The sequence below is a fragment of the uncultured Williamsia sp. genome (assembly GCF_947494875.1).
Taxonomy (GTDB): Bacteria; Actinomycetota; Actinomycetes; order Mycobacteriales; family Mycobacteriaceae; genus Williamsia_A.
On sequence record NZ_CANLWM010000001.1, the window covers coordinates 196,453 to 214,069 of the forward strand.

18 protein-coding genes are annotated in these 17,617 nt (G+C 70.4%); 10 read left to right on the forward strand and 8 right to left on the reverse strand.

Annotated elements, in window-relative coordinates; translation table 11 throughout:
* Positions 1 to 51: 51 nt before the first annotated feature.
* Positions 52 to 960, forward strand: coding sequence for a LysR family transcriptional regulator ArgP (locus tag Q1A98_RS01030; protein WP_299569196.1), 909 nt, complete (start codon positions 52 to 54; stop codon positions 958 to 960).
* 4 nt (positions 961 to 964) lie between these two features.
* Here Q1A98_RS01030 and Q1A98_RS01035 read toward each other — a convergent pair whose 3' ends face one another.
* Together Q1A98_RS01035 and Q1A98_RS01040 are read right to left on the reverse strand one after the other, a co-directional pair.
* Entirely contained in the window at positions 965 to 1,804 is an 840-nt protein-coding gene (locus Q1A98_RS01035) for an aldo/keto reductase (protein WP_299569197.1), read from the reverse strand.
* The gene (locus Q1A98_RS01040; protein WP_299569198.1) at positions 1,801 to 3,156 is read right to left on the reverse strand and encodes an NAD(P)/FAD-dependent oxidoreductase; all 1,356 of its coding nucleotides are present in this window, start codon (positions 3,154 to 3,156) and stop codon (positions 1,801 to 1,803) included. Before Q1A98_RS01040 ends, Q1A98_RS01035 begins: the two co-directional genes overlap by 4 nt.
* A 163-nt stretch (positions 3,157 to 3,319) precedes the next feature.
* Here Q1A98_RS01040 and Q1A98_RS01045 point away from each other — a divergent pair, with 163 nt between their 5' ends.
* From Q1A98_RS01045 to Q1A98_RS01065, 5 genes are all read left to right on the forward strand, one after another.
* Positions 3,320 to 4,462 carry a lipase family protein gene (locus tag Q1A98_RS01045; RefSeq protein ID WP_299570479.1) on the forward strand — a complete coding sequence of 381 codons (1,143 nt, stop codon included), beginning with the start codon at positions 3,320 to 3,322 and terminating at the stop codon, positions 4,460 to 4,462.
* Positions 4,459 to 5,661 carry a lipase family protein gene (locus tag Q1A98_RS01050; protein WP_299569199.1) on the forward strand — a complete coding sequence of 401 codons (1,203 nt, stop codon included), beginning with the start codon at positions 4,459 to 4,461 and terminating at the stop codon, positions 5,659 to 5,661. Before Q1A98_RS01045 ends, Q1A98_RS01050 begins: the two co-directional genes overlap by 4 nt.
* A 64-nt stretch (positions 5,662 to 5,725) precedes the next feature.
* Entirely contained in the window at positions 5,726 to 7,432 is a 1,707-nt protein-coding gene (gene ilvD / locus Q1A98_RS01055) for a dihydroxy-acid dehydratase (RefSeq protein WP_299569200.1), read from the forward strand.
* A gap of 20 nt (positions 7,433 to 7,452) precedes the next feature.
* Entirely contained in the window at positions 7,453 to 7,854 is a 402-nt protein-coding gene (locus Q1A98_RS01060) for an SRPBCC family protein (protein ID WP_299569201.1), read from the forward strand.
* Between the two features lie 91 nt (positions 7,855 to 7,945).
* On the forward strand, positions 7,946 to 8,821 hold the full coding sequence (locus tag Q1A98_RS01065; protein ID WP_299569202.1) for a crotonase/enoyl-CoA hydratase family protein: 876 nt from the start codon (positions 7,946 to 7,948) through the stop codon (positions 8,819 to 8,821).
* A 13-nt stretch (positions 8,822 to 8,834) separates the two neighbouring features.
* Here Q1A98_RS01065 and Q1A98_RS01070 read toward each other — a convergent pair whose 3' ends face one another.
* Positions 8,835 to 9,281 carry a DoxX family protein gene (locus tag Q1A98_RS01070; protein ID WP_299569203.1) on the reverse strand — a complete coding sequence of 149 codons (447 nt, stop codon included), beginning with the start codon at positions 9,279 to 9,281 and terminating at the stop codon, positions 8,835 to 8,837.
* Between the two features lie 125 nt (positions 9,282 to 9,406).
* Between Q1A98_RS01070 and Q1A98_RS01075 the strand changes: the two genes are divergently transcribed.
* On the forward strand, positions 9,407 to 9,883 hold the full coding sequence (locus Q1A98_RS01075; RefSeq protein WP_299569205.1) for a DUF2231 domain-containing protein: 477 nt from the start codon (positions 9,407 to 9,409) through the stop codon (positions 9,881 to 9,883).
* On the opposite strand, the gene Q1A98_RS01080 is transcribed toward Q1A98_RS01075, so the two are convergent.
* Together Q1A98_RS01080 and Q1A98_RS01085 are read right to left on the reverse strand one after the other, a co-directional pair.
* Positions 9,838 to 11,205 (reverse strand): alpha-hydroxy-acid oxidizing protein, encoded by a 1,368-nt coding sequence (locus Q1A98_RS01080; RefSeq protein WP_299569206.1) that lies wholly within the window; start codon positions 11,203 to 11,205, stop codon positions 9,838 to 9,840. The two genes, Q1A98_RS01075 and Q1A98_RS01080, sit on opposite strands and share 46 nt — an antisense overlap.
* Positions 11,202 to 11,813 (reverse strand): DinB family protein, encoded by a 612-nt coding sequence (locus Q1A98_RS01085; protein ID WP_299569207.1) that lies wholly within the window; start codon positions 11,811 to 11,813, stop codon positions 11,202 to 11,204. Before Q1A98_RS01085 ends, Q1A98_RS01080 begins: the two co-directional genes overlap by 4 nt.
* A gap of 157 nt (positions 11,814 to 11,970) precedes the next feature.
* Here Q1A98_RS01085 and Q1A98_RS01090 point away from each other — a divergent pair, with 157 nt between their 5' ends.
* Both Q1A98_RS01090 and Q1A98_RS01095 read left to right on the forward strand, forming a co-directional pair.
* On the forward strand, positions 11,971 to 13,185 hold the full coding sequence (locus tag Q1A98_RS01090; protein WP_299569208.1) for an EAL domain-containing protein: 1,215 nt from the start codon (positions 11,971 to 11,973) through the stop codon (positions 13,183 to 13,185).
* Positions 13,186 to 13,215: 30 nt separating this feature from the next.
* Positions 13,216 to 13,746 carry a MarR family winged helix-turn-helix transcriptional regulator gene (locus tag Q1A98_RS01095; RefSeq protein ID WP_299569209.1) on the forward strand — a complete coding sequence of 177 codons (531 nt, stop codon included), beginning with the start codon at positions 13,216 to 13,218 and terminating at the stop codon, positions 13,744 to 13,746.
* On the opposite strand, the gene Q1A98_RS01100 is transcribed toward Q1A98_RS01095, so the two are convergent.
* Both Q1A98_RS01100 and Q1A98_RS01105 read right to left on the reverse strand, forming a co-directional pair.
* Positions 13,737 to 14,483, reverse strand: a complete 747-nt coding sequence (locus tag Q1A98_RS01100; protein ID WP_299569211.1) for an SDR family oxidoreductase — start codon at positions 14,481 to 14,483, stop codon at positions 13,737 to 13,739. The two genes, Q1A98_RS01095 and Q1A98_RS01100, sit on opposite strands and share 10 nt — an antisense overlap.
* A gap of 134 nt (positions 14,484 to 14,617) precedes the next feature.
* Positions 14,618 to 15,262: a TRIC cation channel family protein gene (locus tag Q1A98_RS01105; RefSeq protein WP_299569212.1), complete on the reverse strand. Its 645-nt coding sequence runs from the start codon at positions 15,260 to 15,262 to the stop codon at positions 14,618 to 14,620.
* 24 nt (positions 15,263 to 15,286) lie between these two features.
* Here Q1A98_RS01105 and Q1A98_RS01110 point away from each other — a divergent pair, with 24 nt between their 5' ends.
* Complete coding sequence (locus tag Q1A98_RS01110; RefSeq protein ID WP_299569213.1) at positions 15,287 to 16,072, forward strand: alpha/beta hydrolase; 786 nt, start codon at positions 15,287 to 15,289, stop codon at positions 16,070 to 16,072.
* Between the two features lie 6 nt (positions 16,073 to 16,078).
* On the opposite strand, the gene Q1A98_RS01115 is transcribed toward Q1A98_RS01110, so the two are convergent.
* A complete protein-coding gene (locus Q1A98_RS01115) occupies positions 16,079 to 17,587 on the reverse strand; it encodes an NAD(P)/FAD-dependent oxidoreductase (protein WP_299569214.1) in 1,509 nt (502 codons plus the stop codon).
* Between the last annotated feature and the right edge of the window lie 30 nt (positions 17,588 to 17,617).

Sequence of the window (17,617 nt, forward strand, 5' to 3'; positions counted from 1 at the left end):
CGACCGTGATCAGACCAGCGAATGTTTCTCACGTTTCATTAGTATTTCTTCATGTCGGTCTCGAGCGACGGTCTCGCCACCCTCGTCGCGGTGGTGCGTGGGGGGACCTTCGACGCCGCGGCGCGTGCCCTGCACATCACCCCGTCGGCGGTCAGCCAGCGGATCAAGGCACTGGAGACCGACACCGGTCGCCTCCTGGTCCGACGGACGCGACCGTGCACACCCACCGCGGACGGCGAGGTGCTGCTCCGGCTCGCCGAGCAGTGGGACCTGTTGCGCATTAGCGCACTCGCCGAGCTGGCCGGCGAACCGGAGGAACACTCGACCGACCCCCGGGACCAGCCGAGGGTGTCGTTGCCGATCGCCTCCAACGCCGACTCCCTTGCCATCTGGCTGCTGCCGGTGATCGCCGAGATGCAACGACGGCATCCCGTGAGCGTCGAGGTTCTCCGTGACGACGAGAGCCGCAACACCGATCTGCTGCGGTCCGGACGGGTCGTCGGGGCACTGACCTCGGAGCCCGGTCGCGTCCGCGGGTGCGTCGTGCATCGACTCGGCGCGACGCGCTATCTCCCGGTCGCCACCCCGGAGTTCGCGTCCTACTGGTTTCCCGACGGCCTTCGCGGCGCCGATCTGGCGCGCGCCCCGATGGTCGCGTTCGATCGGGCCGACACGATCATGGCGACCTTGATCCGACGCCACACGCGCCGCTCGGTCGACCCACCGACGACCTACATCCCGGCGTCGACGGAGTACCACCGTGCCGTCGAGCACGGAGCGGGCTGGGGGACGGTCCCGGCCGACCAGATCGCGCCCGCCCTCGCGCGGGGAACGGTGCAGCTCCTCTCCGACCACCACGTCGACGTCGAGTTGTTCTGGCAGCACTGGGGTGTGGGGTCACCGCTCATCAGCACGCTCACAGAGCTGATCACCGAGGCGGCAGCGGATCACCTGGTGTGACGGCCTAGAACTCCTCGTCGACGTGCGAGTCACGAGCGGCGGCCTCGCCGAGGTCCAGACCCGCGAGCACGGTCATGTCGTCGTCGGTGAGTTCCCAGTCGAACAGAGATGCGTTGTGCACCTGACGCTCGGGATCCGCCGACTTCGGGATGACGCCGATCCCTTGCTGCACGGACCACCGCAGCGCGACCTGGATGGGGCTCCGTCCGTGCGCATTCGCGACGCGGGCGACGCGCTCGTCGTCGAGGACACCCTCGGTGCGGCCGGTGGGACTCCACGCCTGCGCATGGATGCCCTGCTCGGACATGAACGCGCGCAGGTCCTGTCGGGGCAGGGCGGGTGAGCACTGGATCTGGTTGAGCACCGGCCACCGACCGGTCGCGTCGAACAGCATCTGCAACTGGTCGACGGTGAAGTTCGAGACTCCCGCCGCACGGACCAGTCCGTCGTCGACGAGGGCGAGCATCGCTCGCCACGTCTCGACGGTGAGACCGAGGCTCGGACAGGGCCAGTGGATGAGGAACAGGTCGATCCGGTCGACCCCGAGCCGACGGGCGGATTCCCGCGCGGCGGTGATCGTCGGATCGAAGCCGTGGTCGCCACCCCCGAGCTTGGTGATCACCGTGATGTCGTCACGGGCCACGCCCGAGTCCGCGACACCGATGCCGACGCATCGCTCGTTGCTGTACCGCGTCGCGGTGTCGATGAGGCGGTAGCCCGACCGGATGGCCGTCGCGACCGACTCGGCACCGGGCCTGCCGAGCAGCTTGTAGGTCCCCAGACCCACCAGCGGGATCGGCGGGGCGTCGGTCAACGGGACGGTCGGGATCGCGTGATCGCTCATCGGCCCATCATCGTCGACGGGGCACCCGGCCCCGCCCAGAGCGTCTCGATCGCGACGGTGCGCCCGAGCACGCGGGATGCCGCCCGGTGCCCGGACAGCAGCGCGGCGGGGACGGTCGCCGGGTCGTCGGTCCAGGTCCCCTCACCCGCGATGTGCAGGACGTCACCGATCGGCGTCGCGAGGTCGTCGTGGTCGGCGGTGGTCGCGCCCACCGCCATGTAGGCGTAGGAACCGCGCGCCCAGGGGTCGCCCTGCCTGTCCGTCCGGTGGACCGCCACCGGGGTGGGCACGCCGGGTCCGTAGAGACGACGCAGTTGCTCCAGGATCAACTCGACGACCTGCGCGTCGTCCCACGCCCGGATCTCCGTCGCGGTCGGCCCCGCGGCGAATGTCAGCAGGGTGGGCTCGCCGTGCAGTCGCGTGAGGTCGTACCAGGAGTGCCACCGCCGCCCCTCCGGTCCTTGCTGCCGGACGGCGTAGACGTCGTCGGGCCAGAACCGATCGGGAAACCGCAGCACGATCTTCTCGAAGGAGTTCATGCGCAGGTGATCCAGTGCGCGGGCGTTGATCGGCGGCAGCGGCGGCTCGACGATGAGATCGCGTGACTGCAGGACGCCGACAGGCACGGTGAGGACGCCGGTCGGTGCGGTGAAGCGACCGCGGTCGGTGGTCACGACCACGCCGTCGTCGCCCCAGCCGATGTGCGTCACGACGTGCGAGGCCCGGATGTCGAGCCCCTCGGCGAGACGCGACGGCAGCACGTCGTACCCGTCGGGGAACACGACCTCGTCCCCGACGACCTCGTCGTCGTCGAGACCGTGCGCGGCGAGGTCGTCGATCCAGACGCCGTACTGCTCCTCGGCGCGGTGCTCGAGGTACTCCCGCACACGGGCTGCGCGAGCGTCGGCCCATCCCTGCTGCGCGATCGCCACCTCGGTGACGTCGCGGTACGAGGCATCAACAGGCGAGGCGGCGATGATCCCGGCAAGCGCCGCGTCGACGGCGTGAATGTCGGCGACGTGGGCCCGCGCCTGCGCATCCGACAAGCGTCGCCCGTCGGGGCCGTGCAGGGCGATCGGGCGGCCGTCGGGTTGATGAGCACCGACCGTGAACTCGACCGTCTCCATACCGAAGGCTGCGACCGCCGCGGCGACCGGACACCCGTCGACGCCATGGATCCACGAGGCCCCGAGATCGGTGACGCGGCCGTCGGAGCGGTCGGTGACCACACGGCCGCCAACGCGGTCTCGCGCCTCGAGCACGACGACATCGCGCCCGTGGTGCGTGAGGATCCGGGCCGCGGCGAGTCCCGCGACCCCTGCGCCGATCACGACGGTATCGGGCTGGGCCATCGAGTCCTCCTGACGCGGTCGGACTCGACGCTAGCGAGCCCGGTGCGTCATGGCGCGACAACGTACCGGCCCTCGTGCCTACAGTCAGCGGGTGATTGTTTCCCCGCGCGTTCGGGCGCGTCTGGTGACCCTGGTCCTGGCGATCGGAGTCGGTGCATCTCTTCTGACTCCTGGCACGGCCGGTGCGGACTCGCCGCCACCCACCGCCGCACCGGTGTGGTCCGGCCTCGACGTCCGCGACTACGCGGGCCCGGTCCCGACGACGCCCGGGACGCTCATCCGCTCGGTCCCCCTCGACCGCTCCCTGTGGGTCCGCAGCGCCGGTGACGCCCGACGCTTCCTCTACTCCTCGGTCGACCAGCACGGGAAGGCGGCCGTCAGCACCGCCGCCGTGTTCCTCCCACGCTCGCGGCCGCCCGCCGGCGGATGGCCCGTCGTGGCGTGGGCGCACGGGACGGTCGGGATCGGAGACGACTGCACACCGTCGGCGCAGAAGCGGTCCACGCGCGACGACGACTACATCTCCCACTGGCTCGACCAGGGGTACGCCGTCGTCGGCACCGACTACACCGGTCTCGGCACCCCGGGACTGATGAGCTACCTGAACGGCGACGTCGAGGCGCGATCGGTGGTCGACTCGGTCTCCGCGCTCCGGCAACTGGGCCTGTCGACGTCGCCGCGCTGGGTGATCGTGGGCCAGTCGCAGGGTGCGGGCGCCGCCATGAACGCGGCGCGTCGGGCGACCGAGCTCAGCCGGGGTCGGGGACTCGACTACCGCGGGGTCGTCGCGACGGGCACGCCGGCCAACATCGAGTCGATCATCGCCCTCGGCGGACCGACGTTCCCGCCGGTGCGCCTGCCCGCCGGGTTGACGACCTACCTGGCCTACATCGTCGCCGCGGTGCGCGAGGCCCGCCCGGACCTGCCGATCGACGGGCTCCTCACGCCCGTCGGCCGCTCGGTCGCCGACGTCGCCGAGACGATGTGTCTGCCGGAGTTCGAGAAGCGGCTGACCGGAGTCGACGTGCGGTCGTTCTTCGCGAAGCCCATCTCGTCCATCCCGAACGCTCGTGGACAGCTCGCCGCGTTCCTCGGCATCCCCGCCTCCGGGTACGACAGGCCGATCTTCCTCGGACAGGGACTCCGCGACATCGACGTCCCCGCACCGTTCGCCCTGTCGTTGGCCGCCCAGCTCGCACAGAACCGTCAGCCGTTCGAACTGCACGTCTACCCGACCGACCACTCCGGCACCGTGTACGCGTCGCAACCCGATTCGACGCCGTTCGTGGCCCGCGTGCTCCGATGAGATCGGTCCGCCGTTGGGCGGCAACGGTCCTCGCAGTCGCGGCGGGCGTCGCCGTTGCCGCCCCGGCGTCGGCGGTCCCGGCGCCGCCGCCGGAGCCCGCACCCATCTGGTCGGGACTCGACGTCCGTGACTACTCGGGCCCGGTGCCGTCCCGCCCGGGAACACTCGTCCGAGCGGTCCCGCTGGACCCCCGACTGCGGCTGCCGGGTGCAGCGTCGGCCACGCGCGTCCTGTACTCGACCGTCGACGGATTGGGACGCCCCGCCGTCAGTACCGGGTCGATCACTCTTCCGCCCGGGTCTCCGCCACCGGGCGGGTGGCCCGTCCTGGCGTGGGCACATGGAACCGTCGGCATGGGCGACGACTGCGCGCCGTCTGCGCAGCGGCCGAGCGCGGACGACATCTCCTATCTCGGACACTGGCTGCGGCGCGGGTACGCGATCGTCGCGACCGACTACGTCGGCATGGGCACCCCCGGCCCGCTCTACTACCTCGACGGGGTCGCCGCCGCCCATTCCGTCGTCGACTCCGTCGTCGCCGCCGAACGGTCCGATCTGCCGCTCGCTCGACGGTGGGCAGTGCTCGGGCACTCCCAGGGTGCCGGTGCGGCTCTGAACGCAGCGCGGTACGCGCAGACCTTCTCGGCCGGTTCGGGTCTCGACTACCGCGGTGGTCTGGCCACCGGAGTGCCCGCGAACCTCGAGTCGGTCATCCAGACCCTCGGACCGCAGTTCCCGCCCGTCGTGCTGCCCCGCGCACTCAACGCCTACATCCTGTACATCCTCGCCGGGCTGCGATCGGCCCGACCGGATCTGCGCGTCGACGACCTGCTGACGACCTCCGGTCGTCGTCTCGTCGACCAGGCGGACGTCGCCTGCGGGAAACAACTCCGCCCGGTGACCGAAGGGCTGGACCTGCGCACCGTGTTCGCGCGACCCCTCGCGTCCATCCCCGACGTGTACGGGGTCCTGCGGCGCTACCTTGGCACCCCGGACTCCGGGTACACCCGACCGGTGTTCATCGGGCAGGGACTGGTCGACGTGAACGTCCCCGCCCCGTCGGCGCTGTCGCTGGCGGCGCAGATGACGGCGAACCGACAGCCCCTCGAACTGCACGTCTACCCGGCCGCCGATCACCCCGGGGTGCTGTCGGCTGTGCTGCCCGACGCGGACCGGTTCCTGACGCGCATCCTGCGCTGATCGGCGCCCGTCCTAGGCTCGACAACGTCGAACACCGATCCACCCCTCGCAGTCAGGAGACGCCATGTCGACCGAGAACCCCTCCCCCGACGTGAAGCCCCGCAGCCGGGACGTCACCGACGGCCTGGAGAAGACGGCGGCGCGCGGGATGCTGCGCGCGGTCGGCATGGGCGACGACGACTGGGGCAAGTCGCAGATCGGCGTGGCCTCGTCGTGGAACGAGATCACCCCCTGCAACCTGTCGCTGGAGCGGCTGGCCAAGGCGGTGAAGGGTGGTGTGAGCGCCGCCGGCGGTTTCCCACTGGAGTTCGGCACCATCTCCGTCTCCGACGGCATCTCGATGGGCCACGAGGGCATGCACTTCTCGTTGGTGTCGCGGGAGGTCATCGCCGACAGCGTCGAGACCGTGATGAGCGCCGAGCGTCTCGACGGATCGGTCCTGCTCGCCGGGTGCGACAAGTCGCTGCCCGGGATGCTCATGGCGGCTGCGCGTCTCGACCTCGCGAGCGTGTTCCTCTACGCCGGATCGACGCTCCCGGGGTTCGCGACGCTCTCCGACGGCAGCGAGCACCAGGTGACGATCATCGACGCCTTCGAGGCCGTCGGCGCCTGCTCCCGCGGGCTGATGTCCCGCGAGGACGTCGACACCATCGAGCGCGCGATCTGCCCGGGCGAGGGTGCCTGCGGCGGCATGTACACCGCCAACACGATGGCGAGCGCCGCCGAGGCGCTGGGGATGTCGTTGCCGGGCAGCGCATCCCCGCCGGCACCCGACCGTCGTCGCGACCAGTTCGCCCACGCCAGCGGCGAGGCCGTCGTGGAGCTGCTCCGTCGTGGGATCACCGCCCGCGACATCCTCACCCGCGAGGCGTTCGAGAACGCCATCGCCGTCGTCATGGCGTTCGGCGGGTCCACCAACGCGGTGCTGCACCTGCTGGCGATCGCCAACGAGGCCGAGGTCGAGCTCACCCTCGACGACTTCACCCGCATCGGCTCGCGTGTCCCGCACCTCGCCGACGTGAAGCCGTTCGGCAAGCACGTCATGACCGACGTCGACCAGATCGGCGGCGTGCCCGTCGTGATGAAGGCCCTGCTCGACGCGGGCCTGGTCCACGGCGACTGCCTCACCGTCACCGGCAAGACGATGGCCGAGAACCTCGCCCACATCGCGCCGCCGGATCCCGACGGCAAGGTGCTGCGCGCCATGGCCGAGCCCATCCACCCGACCGGCGGCATCACCATCCTGAAGGGCTCGCTGGCGCCCGGCGGCGCGGTCGTGAAGTCGGCGGGTTTCGACTCCGACGTCTTCGAGGGCACCGCGCGTGTCTTCGAGCGTGAGCGCGCCGCGATGGACGCCCTCGAGGACGGCACCATCACCGCCGGCGACGTCGTCGTCATCCGGTACGAGGGCCCCAAGGGTGGCCCGGGGATGCGCGAGATGCTCGCCATCACAGGCGCGATCAAGGGTGCGGGTCTGGGCAAGGACGTCCTGCTGCTCACCGACGGCCGGTTCTCCGGTGGCACCACCGGGCTGTGCGTCGGACACGTGGCCCCCGAGGCGGTCGACGCCGGCCCGGTCGCGTTCGTCCGCGACGGTGACCGGATCCGGCTCGACGTCGGCAAGGGCACGCTCGACCTCCTCGTCGACGAGGGCGAGCTCGAGTCCCGCCGCGAGGGATGGGCACCGCTGCCCCCGCGCTACACCCGTGGGGTGCTGGCCAAGTACACGAAGCTCGTGGGCTCCGCCTCGCAAGGGGCTGTGCTCGCGTAGGGGCTCGTAGGGTCGTGGACATGCGCCTCGGACTCCGCCATGCCATGCCGACGGTCGACCGGGCGATGCCTGTCCCGCCGGAGGCGGCCTGGGACGTCATCACCGACCTCGAGGCGTGGCCGGTGTGGGGTCCGTCGGTGTCCGGCGCCGAGCTCGACGGCCCGGGTCCGCTGACCGCGGGCTCCCGCGGCCGCGTCTGGACGCCGGTCGGCGTTCCCCTCCCTTTCCAGATCACCGAGTTCGTCGACGGGCGGGCGTGGGCGTGGAAGGTCCTCGGCGTCCCGGCGACCCGCCACGAGGTGATCCCCACCCGCGGCGGCTGCGTGGTGAGCTTCGGCGTGCCGCTGTGGGCGCCGGGCTATCTGGCGGTGATGGCGCTGGCCCTCCCCCGCATCGACCGCCTCGCCCGACAACGCGTCTGACGCGGGCGGCCGGTCCGTGTGACACGGTGAAGGTGACACGGTGGAGACAACGGATGCGGCACCGACCGCCCGGTGACGAAGGAGAGACGCGATGCAGCGTGAGACCGTCCGATACGAAGTGACCGACGGGATCGCTGTCCTCACCCTCGACCGTCCCGACGCCCTCAACGCGTTCACCGTTCAGATGGCCGACGACCTCGAGGCCGCGTTCGAGGAGGTGTCCGCCGACCCCGCGGTGGGCGCGGTGGTGGTGACCGGCTCCGGCCGGGCGTTCTGCGCCGGCATGGACCTCAGCAGCGAGGGCAACGTCTTCGGACTCGACGAGACGCTGCGCCCGACCCTGCAGGACATGCACGACCACTTCGACGACCCCGCCATCGTCAGCGGCGTCCGCGACACCGGTGGACGCGTGTCACTCGCCATCTTCCGGTGCACGAAGCCGGTGATCGCGGCCATCAACGGTCCCGCGGTCGGCATCGGCGCCACGATGACGCTGCCGATGGACTTCCGCCTCGCATCCGAGAAGGCCCGCATCGGTTTCGTCTTCGGTCGTCTCGGCATCGTGCCCGAGGCCGCCTCGTCCTGGTTCCTTCCCCGCGTCGTCGGGATGCAGAACGCCCTCGAACTCGTCTACTCCGCCGACATCGTCGACGCCGCCACGGCCAAGGAGATGAACCTGGTCCGCAGCGTCCACGCCCCCGACGAGTTGATGGACGCCGCACTCGCGCTTGCCCACCGCTTCACCGACGGACGCTCCCAGGTGGGCACCGCTCTCACGCGACAGATGATGTACCGCAACAGTGCCGCCCGGTCGCCCGTGGACGCCCACCGTGTCGACTCGCTGGCGATGTTCTACACCAGCATCGCCGACGGCAAGGAGGGCGTGGCCGCGTTCCTCGAGAAGCGGCCCGCCGACTTCTCCTCCCGCGTCCCCGACGACCTCCCGGAGACGCTGCGGGACTTCTGATCCCGGGAGATCCTCAGCGGCCGCGTCGCAGCCCGAGAACGGCGAGGAGCGCCGGGCGACGCAGCAGCACGGCGATCCAGAGCAGCACGCCCAGGTAGACGGCGAACAGGGTTGTGCTCATCAACGGCTTGTCGGCGTTCCAGTTGGCGCACACCGCGCCTCCCAGGTACGCGGTGATCCCGATCGCGCCGAGCACGGCGGTCCGCGGGATCAGCCAGACGATGGTGCACAGGGCCAGCACGATTCCCATCACCGTCGCCTGATCCGTGGTGAACCCGAGGTCGGTGGTGCCCTTCACGACGGAATCGGGCTGGAACAGCTTGCCCAGGACGTCGAACACCAGGAACGCCGCGATCACCACCGTCAGAACCGTCCCGGCGATCCAGGTGCGGGGTCGGCGCGCCTCCACCGGTGTGGTGGGTGTCGCGACGGGCGTGGTGGTGGACATGTTCTCGCTCATGGTGGCTCCCTGATGCCTCGGAGATGACGGTGACATGGGGACAGACCCCGGGGTCGCGCGAAACTCATCGCGGGGAATCGGACGAATCCCCCGCACGCGTGCGGTCACGACCTACGATCGGTCGCGTGGACACCATCGGGGGCATCCCCGCCCATCCCCTCTTCGTGCACCTCACCGTCGTGGCGATCCCGCTCGCCGCCCTCCTGGGCATCGTCGCGGTCGCCTGGCCGGCAGCGCGGCGACGGATCGGGATCATCGCGCCCATCGTCGGGCTCGTCGCCGTGGTGATGACCCCGCTCACCACCAGCGCCGGTGAGACGCTGGAGAAGTCGAAGATGCCGCTCAACCCGGATCTGGCCGATCACGTCGAGTTGGGCGACCAGATGATCATCTGGGTCGCACCGTTGTTCGTGTTCGTCGTGCTCTTCTGGGCACTGCACACACCGGCGATCATGAACCGGGTGCCGGTGACACTCCCTGCGCGTGCGGTCACCCTGTCCACGTGGGTGTTCGGTCTCGCCATCGTCGTGTTCGGGATCGGCGCGATCGTGATGGTCTACCTCGTCGGCGACAGCGGTGCACGGTCGGTGTGGCTCGACTGACCGCACCCACAGTCCGCGCGACGCAACACATCCGGTGACAGGTCGCCGATCGACGTCTGCCCCGCCAGTCCGAGCGTGAGGTCGAGCTCGGCGATGATGTTCGCGACCGCGTCCCGGGCACCGTCGCGCCCGTCGATCGCCAGTCCGTACATGTGCGGCCGCCCGACACACACGGCGTCGGCGCCCAGCGCCAGCGCCTTGTAGACGTCGGCGCCGGTGCGGATCCCGGAGTCGAACAGGACGTGCGCGCGCCCGCGGACCGCCGACGCGATCCCCGGCAGTGCGTCGAGCGCCGAGATCGACCCGTCGACCTGCCGACCGCCGTGGTTCGACACCACGATCCCGCCGACACCGATGTCGACCGCGCGCGCGGCGTCGTCGGGATGCAGGATCCCCTTGAGCACGACGGGCAGATCGGTGCGATCGCAGAGGCCGGCGATGTCGTCCCAGTTCAGCGACGGCCGGGAGTAGATGTCGAGGAAGGTCTGCACGGATTCCCGCGGGACCGGTGAGCGCAGGTTGGACAGGAACGACCCCGGGACCCGTCGTGCCATCGACGCGAGTGCGGCGACCGCCGACCGCGTGACGCGGACCTTCGGGCCCGCAGGGCGATCCGGCGCGGCCAACCGGGCCGCGACGATGTCCCGGAACCGCGGGTCCGAGGTGTACTGGGCGATCCCCTCCGCCCGCGCGAACGGCAGCGACCCGATGTTGAGATCCTGTGGGCGCCAACCGAGCATCGTGGTGTCGAGGGTGACGACGATGGCCTGCGCGCCCATCGCCTCCGCACGCCGGACCAGGCTGGTCACGAGGTCGTCGTCGGTGGACCAATAGAGCTGGAACCAGCGGGGTGCCCCGGACCGCACCGCCTCCATCGCGGCTGCGGTCTCCTCCATCGGTGAACACCCCTGATTGGAGAAGATGTACGGCACACCGAGTTCCGCTGCCGCCTCACCGATCAGCACGTCGGATCCGGGACGGGCCAGTTCCCCCGCCCCGACGGGGGCGAACAGCACCGGCGCGGGCAGCCGATGGCCGAACAACTCCACGGACAGGTCGCGACGCGAGACGTCGCGCAACACCCGCGGGACGATCTCCCAGCGGGTGAAGGCCGCCCGGTTCGCGGACATCGTCGAACCCTCACCCGCCCCACCCGCGATGTAGGCCCATGCCCGCTCGGACATGGCGGCACGGGCTCGGCGCTCCAACTCCGAGAAGTCCGCCGGCACCCGGGGCCGATCACCGAAGACACCGGCGGTGTAGATCGCGTTCTGCCGCGCGCGTCCCGGGGATGCGTTCGCGCCGGACTGCTGGTCGGTCATGGCTGCCCTCTCCCGGTGGCGTCTCGCGCCACCTTCTCCAGATGCCGTACGTAGGCGGCCCGGTCATCGGCGTCGGGGTGTGCAAGGTTGTCGTTGCCGTCGGTGAGACCCGCTGCCCCGTCCAATGATTCGCGCAGGATGTCCATGTGACCGGCGTGACGCGCCGTCTCGCCGATCATGTGGACGAGGATCGCGCCCAGGGTGACATCACGTCGTTCGTCCGGCCACCACGGGACTCGCCCACGGGTGTCGAGGTCACATCGCGCGAACGTCTGCGCCGCATGGGCCCACGCCTCCCGATACAGGCGGACGACGTCGACCGGGGTCTCGTGGACCGTTGCCCACATGTCTGCGTTCTCATCCTCATGGCCTGCCCACGGGAGTTCCGTCTCGGTGGGACGACCGAACACGTCACCGAAGTACCCGAACTCGACGGCGCTCAGATGCCGGACGAGACCCAGGAGGTTCGTGCCGGTCGGCGTCAGTGGCCGCCGGAGGTCGTACTCGTCGACGCCCTCGATCTTCCACAGCACTGCATCCCGCAGACTCTGCAAGCGGGAGACAAGGGTTGTCCCCAGGGAACCGGGCACCTCGTCAGCCACCGCCATGTGACGCACGTTACCCGCTGGGCCACTGCAGGATCGCGCAGCGGATCCGCGTGACCGTAGCCGAACAACCAGTGCACTATCGTCGGTCTCTGTAGCGGTTTCGGGGGACACCGCGTGCAGCAGGTCGGGGGATCAGATGCGTACACCGGGATCCAGGATGTCAGCCATCCTGGACGATCCGTCCTGCGTCGTGCCCGTCTTCCAACCCGTCGTCGAGCCCGCCACCGGGCGCACCGCCGGATACGAGGCGCTGGCCCGATGGCCTGTCCTGCCCGGTATCTCGCCGGTGGAGGCGTTCGACGCCGCACGACGGTACGGATCGGCCGCGACGATGGACTGGTGGTGTCGTCGCCGCGCGGTGGAGGGAATGCACCACCGCGGACCCGGCGCCGCGCGTCACGTGTTCGTCAACGTCGAGCCCGACTGCCTCGCGGCACCGCCACCATGGGGTCCCACACCGGTCCTGGCCGATCCCGACGGCACGGAGACCGGGATCCGGGTCGTGTTGGAGCTCACCGAACGCACCCTCCTCGACGACCCGCCGACGGTCGTCGCCGGCGTGGAATGGGCTCGGGCCCTGGGATTCGGGATCGCGCTGGACGACGTCGGGGCGCTGCCCGAGTGCCTCGCCCTGCTCGACGTCGTCGCTCCCGACGTCGTCAAGCTCGATCGGACCCTCACCCAGATGTCCGCGCACGGCCTGGAGGCGGCGCGGGCGATCAACGCAGCCGGTGACCTCGCCCGGCGCCGCGGGTCGGTCATCCTCGCCGAGGGTGTCGAGACCGACGAGCACGAGCAGTGCGCCGTCTCGATGGGGGCCACGCTCGCCCAGGGCTACCGGTACGGCCGTCCCGGACGGCTGCCGGACAGACCGGCCGAGTCCTCGCCGATCCGCATCGTCGACAGCCGTCGCGGCCGCATCCGTTCGCTGCCCGACATCCTCGACGACGCACCCACCGCGCTCGGCGACGCCCGGGAGGCCGTCGACGCCTGCGCCCTGGTCGAGTCGATGGCCGCGTCGGAACACCGGGCCGGCTGCGTCGTCGCGATGGTGCACGGCGCGCGCCACCTGTCCGCGGAGGTCGCGGGACGCTATCGGGGCCTGTCGGGACGACACGCCTTCGTCGGCATCAGCGCTCCCGGGCTGGGTCCGTCACCCCGTCCCGGCGTGCGTGGCCCCCGATCGCCGGGGCTCCCCGATCCCGGGGCGTTCGCCGTCGCGTCCATCGGTGCCGACCACGCCGTCGCCGTCATCGCGTCCCCGTTGATCGCGTCGGACCCCCGGGGAACCGTGCGGTGGTGCATCACCACCGACCGCGACGTCGTCGCCGACACCGCACGATCGATCATCGGAACCCTCGCGACACGCTGATCCGCCGATCCCCCGGCTACCATCCGGTGAGTGGCGTCCACGGCGATCGGAGACGGTGTGGCGGGTCCGTCCCATCTCCCTCGCGACGAGGGGCTCACCGCCGCGCAGCAGCAGACCTGGCTCGCCTACATGCGTGTCCACCACCGTCTCGAGTACGAGATGAACCACCAGCTGCTGTGCGACAGCGGCCTGTCCCTCGGGGACTACACCGTCCTCACCGCGCTGTCGCAGCGTCCCGACGGACGTGCGCGCCTCGGGGTTCTCGCCGCGACGATCGGGTGGGAACGCAGCCGACTGTCACGACACCTGAGGCGGATGGCCAGCCGCGATCTCATCGAGTTGGCTGCGTGCGAATCGGACGGTCGCGCAACCGATGTGGTGCTGACCGAGGTCGGCACGCGCGAGTTGGACGCCGCTGCACCCGTGCACGCCGCCTGGGTGCGGTCGGCGTTCTTCCCCGACCTCGACGACGATCGGACGCGACAGCTCCGCGAGGCGCTGGAGGTCGCCCACGAGAGTCTCCTGCGGACCGGGACGCTCCCCCGACCCGATCAGACCTGAATCGAGCCGCCGTCGACGAACACCTCGCTGCCGGTCATGAAGCTGCTCGCGTCGGATCCGAGGAACGCGACCACGCCGGCGATCTCGTCGGGCCGCCCGACACGACCGACCGGCAGTGCCGAGCCGAGTTCGTCGAGGAACCCCTGCTGCTGCTCGTCCGGCACCAGGCCGGCGAGTCCTGGGGTCTTGGTCGGCCCGGGGATGACCGTGTTGACGCGGACGCCGCGCCCGGCGAGTTCCGCGGCCCAGGTACGCCCCAGAGAGCGGACCGCCGCCTTCGACGCGGCGTAGGCGCCGAACGCCGGCACGCCCTCCGACGCCGACGTGGACCCGGCGAGCACGATCGACGCGCCCTCGTTCAGGAGCGGCAGCACCGCTTGGACGGTGAACACCGTGCCGCCCACGTTGCGGTTCAGGGTGTCGGCGAGGTGCTCGCGCGTCTCGTCCTCCAGGCTCGCGAACTCCCCGCCCCCGGCGTTGGTGAAGACGACGTCGAGTCCTCGTCCGCGCGACCGGATGGCCTCGGCGAGTCGCTCGAGGTCGGCGGGATCGGTGACGTCGCCGACCACCCCGGTGGCCGCCTCGCCGATCGACGCGACCGCGTCGTCGACCGCGTGCGCTCGCCTTCCCGTGATGAACACATGGGCCCCTTCGGCGGCCAGCCGTTGCGCGGTGGCGAGCCCGATGCCCGAGGTCCCGCCGGTGACCAGAGCCGTCTTGTCGTCGAGCTGATGCATGGTGACCCTCCTGGTGTCTCGCACGTCGGGATCTCCGGCGCCTTCGAGACAACTAGGTGACATGTCACGCTATTCCGGGCGCGTCGCCCCGGGGTGAATCCGTAGCGGTTCTTCCCGCTGAGCGGGAAAGATCGCTACGGATCAGCGTTGGCGCGGCCACGGCCGATCGGACCGGGCGCGTTGACGCCGAAGTGGACGCCGGCCATGCGGATCGCGAAGCAGAGTGCGGCGCCGACGATCGCCGACGGGAGGGCCGCGACGCCCATCTGCGTCCCGGCGACCACCACGAGAGCACCGACCACAGCGGGGATCGCGTAGAGCCCGCTGGTCAGGACGGCCGGGATCTGCCGGATGAGCACGTCGCGCAGGCTGCCGCCGCCGACCGCGGTGATGACACCGAGGATCACCGCCTGCGCCACCCCGACCTGAAAACCGACGCCCTTCAGCGCGCCGCTCACCGCGAACAGGCTGAGCCCCAGCGCGTCCAGCACGAGAATCGGCGTGGCCAACTTGTCCGCGAACTGACCTGACACGAACGCCACGAGGGCGCCGGCCGCGGCGACCGCGAGATACCGCCAGTCGGAGAACGTCGCCGGCGGCAGCGCGTCGAGGATGGTGTCGCGGATGAACCCGCCGCCGAGCGCGGTCATCATCCCCAGCGTCACCACGCCGACGATGTCGAGGCGGGCCACCCGCATCGCCGTCCACGCGCCGTTCAGCGCGAACGCGAACGTCCCGGCGAGATCGAGGACGAGGAACGTCGGCGAGGTGGAGTTCACGCCGATGTGTCTACCCTGCTTCGCATGGACCGCGTCTCGAGCCCCGACGGTGTGTCGATCGCGTACCGGGAGGCCGGGCGGGGCAGTCCCGCGGTGCTGCTCCACCCGAGCGGGCTGTCGCAGGCGGTGTGGCGAACGTTCGGCTACGTCGACGCTCTCCGTGACGACCACCGCCTGGTGATGCCGGACTTTCGCGGGCACGGCCACAGCGGCAAGCCGCACGACCCGGCTGCGTACACGATGGACCGGCTCGTGGGCGACATCATCGCCGTGATCGACGAACTCGGCCTCGACCGGGTGAGCATCGTCGGGTACTCCCTGGGTTCACGCGCGGCGCTCACCTTCGCGGCGACACATCCCGACCGGCTCGACCGACTCGTCCTCGGCGGCACCAGTTCTCGGGCGCTCAAGGGAGCTTTCGACGATCTGTTCTTCCCCGGATGCGTGGCCGTCCTGCGCGACGAGGGGACCGCGGCGTTCCTGGAGGGTTGGCAACGACAGCGCGGCACGACCCTCGACCCGGGAAGCCGTGCCGCGTTCGAGGCGAACGACGCGACCGCACTGGCCGCCTACATGACGAGCGTCGACGCCGAGCCCGGCGTCCCCGACGACGATCTCGCCGAGATCACCTCTCCGACACTGGCGTTCGTCGGGTCACAGGACGGCGGGCGACTGGAGGACACCCGCCACGTGGCGGCGACCATCCCCGGCTGCCGACTGCTCGTCGTCGACGGCACCGACCACGCGACCACCCTCGCGGCGACGGCGGAGGTGCTCCCGGCGATCCGGGAGCACCTCGCGGCGCGATAGGACGACTCAGACGTCGGCGGTCTGACGGACCCGACCGAACGTCATCGCGTCGGTGACCTTGCCGCGCTTCTCGTCGATCGTGTCGAGCACCACGTTGGCCCGGACACGCCACGGCTGCTCCGGCGCCGAGCGCGGCAGCGCGTCGGCCGAACGCGCGATGTACCCGGACTTCAGGTCCACCATCGGCTCCTGCGGCAGCGGCGCGTCACCGCGGTCCGGGTAGGCGTGGGTGTACCCGTTCTGACCCATGTAGGCGATCAGCTCGGCCACGGCCTTCGAGGTCAGGTCGGCCCGCAGCGTCCACGACGCGTTCGTGTAGCCGAACGTCCACGCGAAGTTGGGCACTCCGTCGAGCATCCGACCCCGGTAGAGGACGTGCTCGTTCGGCTTCATCTCCTCGCCGTCGATCGACAGCCGGATTCCACCGAACACCAGGAGCTGCAGACCCGTCGCGGTGACGACGATGTCGGCGTCGAGGTGATCGCCGGACGACAGCCGGACACCGGTCGCGTCGAACGACGCGATGGTGTCGGTGACGATGTCGGCCTTGCCCTTCTTGATCGCCCGGTACAGATCGCCGTCGGGGATGACACAGAGCCGCTGATCCCACGGGTTGTAGGTCGGGTTGAAGTGCGTGTCGACGTCGTAGTCCTTGGGCAGCACACGCTTGGCCAGACCGCGCAGACGAGCGCGCGCCGAGTCCGGGTACTTGCGGCAGTACAGGTAGAACGCCAAGGCGATCCCGGCGTTCTTGAACCGCACGATGCGGTGCGCGAGGCCGGCGGGCAGTCGCTTGCGCAGAGCGTGTGCGATCCGGTCCTTCGACGGCAGGATGGTGATGTACGTGGGCGACCGCTGGAGCATGGTCACCTTCTCGGCGTCCCGGGACATCGACGGGATCAGCGTGATCGCCGTTGCGCCGCTGCCGATCACGACGACCTTCTTGCCGGCGTGGTCGAGGTCCTCGGGCCACTGCTGCGGGTGCACGACGGTGCCCGTGAAGTCCTCGATGCCCGGGAACTCCGGCGTGTAGCCGCCGGAGTAGTCGTAGTAGCCGGTGCACAGGAAGAAGAACCGGCATCGCACGGTCTGCGTCTGGCCGCCGACCTCGGTGACGACGGTCCACTCGTCGGTCGTGGTGTCGAAATCGGCCGAACGCACGGACACCCCGAACCGGATCCGCTCGGTGATGCCGTACTCGTCGGCCGCGTCGGCGATGTACTGCCGGATGTCGGCACCATCGGCGATGCTCTTCTCCCCCTCCCAGGGGCGGAAGGGATAGCTCAGCGTGTAGATGTCACTGTCGGACCGGATCCCGGGGTAGCGGAACAGGTCCCACGTGCCGCCGATGCGGTCACGCTGCTCGAGCAGTGCGTAGCGGATACCGGGATTGCGCTCGACGAGCCGGTAGGCGGCGTCGATCCCCGAGAGCCCCGCGCCGACGATGACGACGTCGAGGAACTCCGACGAACGATCACCGGCACCACCGGTCGAACGGTCCTGCACCTGGGTCATGGCATTCCTTTCGGTCTGCCGACCACGGTA

Excerpts from the sequence above, each read along its gene's own strand:
- Q1A98_RS01030 (WP_299569196.1), top strand. The coding sequence starts at position 52 with ATGTCGGTCTCGAGCGACGGTCTCGCCACCCTCGTCGCGGTGGTGCGT.
- Q1A98_RS01035 (WP_299569197.1), bottom strand. The coding sequence starts at position 1,804 with ATGAGCGATCACGCGATCCCGACCGTCCCGTTGACCGACGCCCCGCCG.
- Q1A98_RS01040 (WP_299569198.1), bottom strand. The coding sequence starts at position 3,156 with ATGGCCCAGCCCGATACCGTCGTGATCGGCGCAGGGGTCGCGGGACTC.
- Q1A98_RS01050 (WP_299569199.1), top strand. The coding sequence starts at position 4,459 with ATGAGATCGGTCCGCCGTTGGGCGGCAACGGTCCTCGCAGTCGCGGCG.
- ilvD (WP_299569200.1), top strand. The coding sequence starts at position 5,726 with ATGTCGACCGAGAACCCCTCCCCCGACGTGAAGCCCCGCAGCCGGGAC.
- Q1A98_RS01060 (WP_299569201.1), top strand. The coding sequence starts at position 7,453 with ATGCGCCTCGGACTCCGCCATGCCATGCCGACGGTCGACCGGGCGATG.
- Q1A98_RS01065 (WP_299569202.1), top strand. The coding sequence starts at position 7,946 with ATGCAGCGTGAGACCGTCCGATACGAAGTGACCGACGGGATCGCTGTC.
- Q1A98_RS01070 (WP_299569203.1), bottom strand. The coding sequence starts at position 9,281 with ATGAGCGAGAACATGTCCACCACCACGCCCGTCGCGACACCCACCACA.
- Q1A98_RS01080 (WP_299569206.1), bottom strand. The coding sequence starts at position 11,205 with ATGACCGACCAGCAGTCCGGCGCGAACGCATCCCCGGGACGCGCGCGG.
- Q1A98_RS01085 (WP_299569207.1), bottom strand. The coding sequence starts at position 11,813 with ATGGCGGTGGCTGACGAGGTGCCCGGTTCCCTGGGGACAACCCTTGTC.
- Q1A98_RS01090 (WP_299569208.1), top strand. The coding sequence starts at position 11,971 with ATGTCAGCCATCCTGGACGATCCGTCCTGCGTCGTGCCCGTCTTCCAA.
- Q1A98_RS01100 (WP_299569211.1), bottom strand. The coding sequence starts at position 14,483 with ATGCATCAGCTCGACGACAAGACGGCTCTGGTCACCGGCGGGACCTCG.
- Q1A98_RS01110 (WP_299569213.1), top strand. The coding sequence starts at position 15,287 with ATGGACCGCGTCTCGAGCCCCGACGGTGTGTCGATCGCGTACCGGGAG.
- Q1A98_RS01115 (WP_299569214.1), bottom strand. The coding sequence starts at position 17,587 with ATGACCCAGGTGCAGGACCGTTCGACCGGTGGTGCCGGTGATCGTTCG.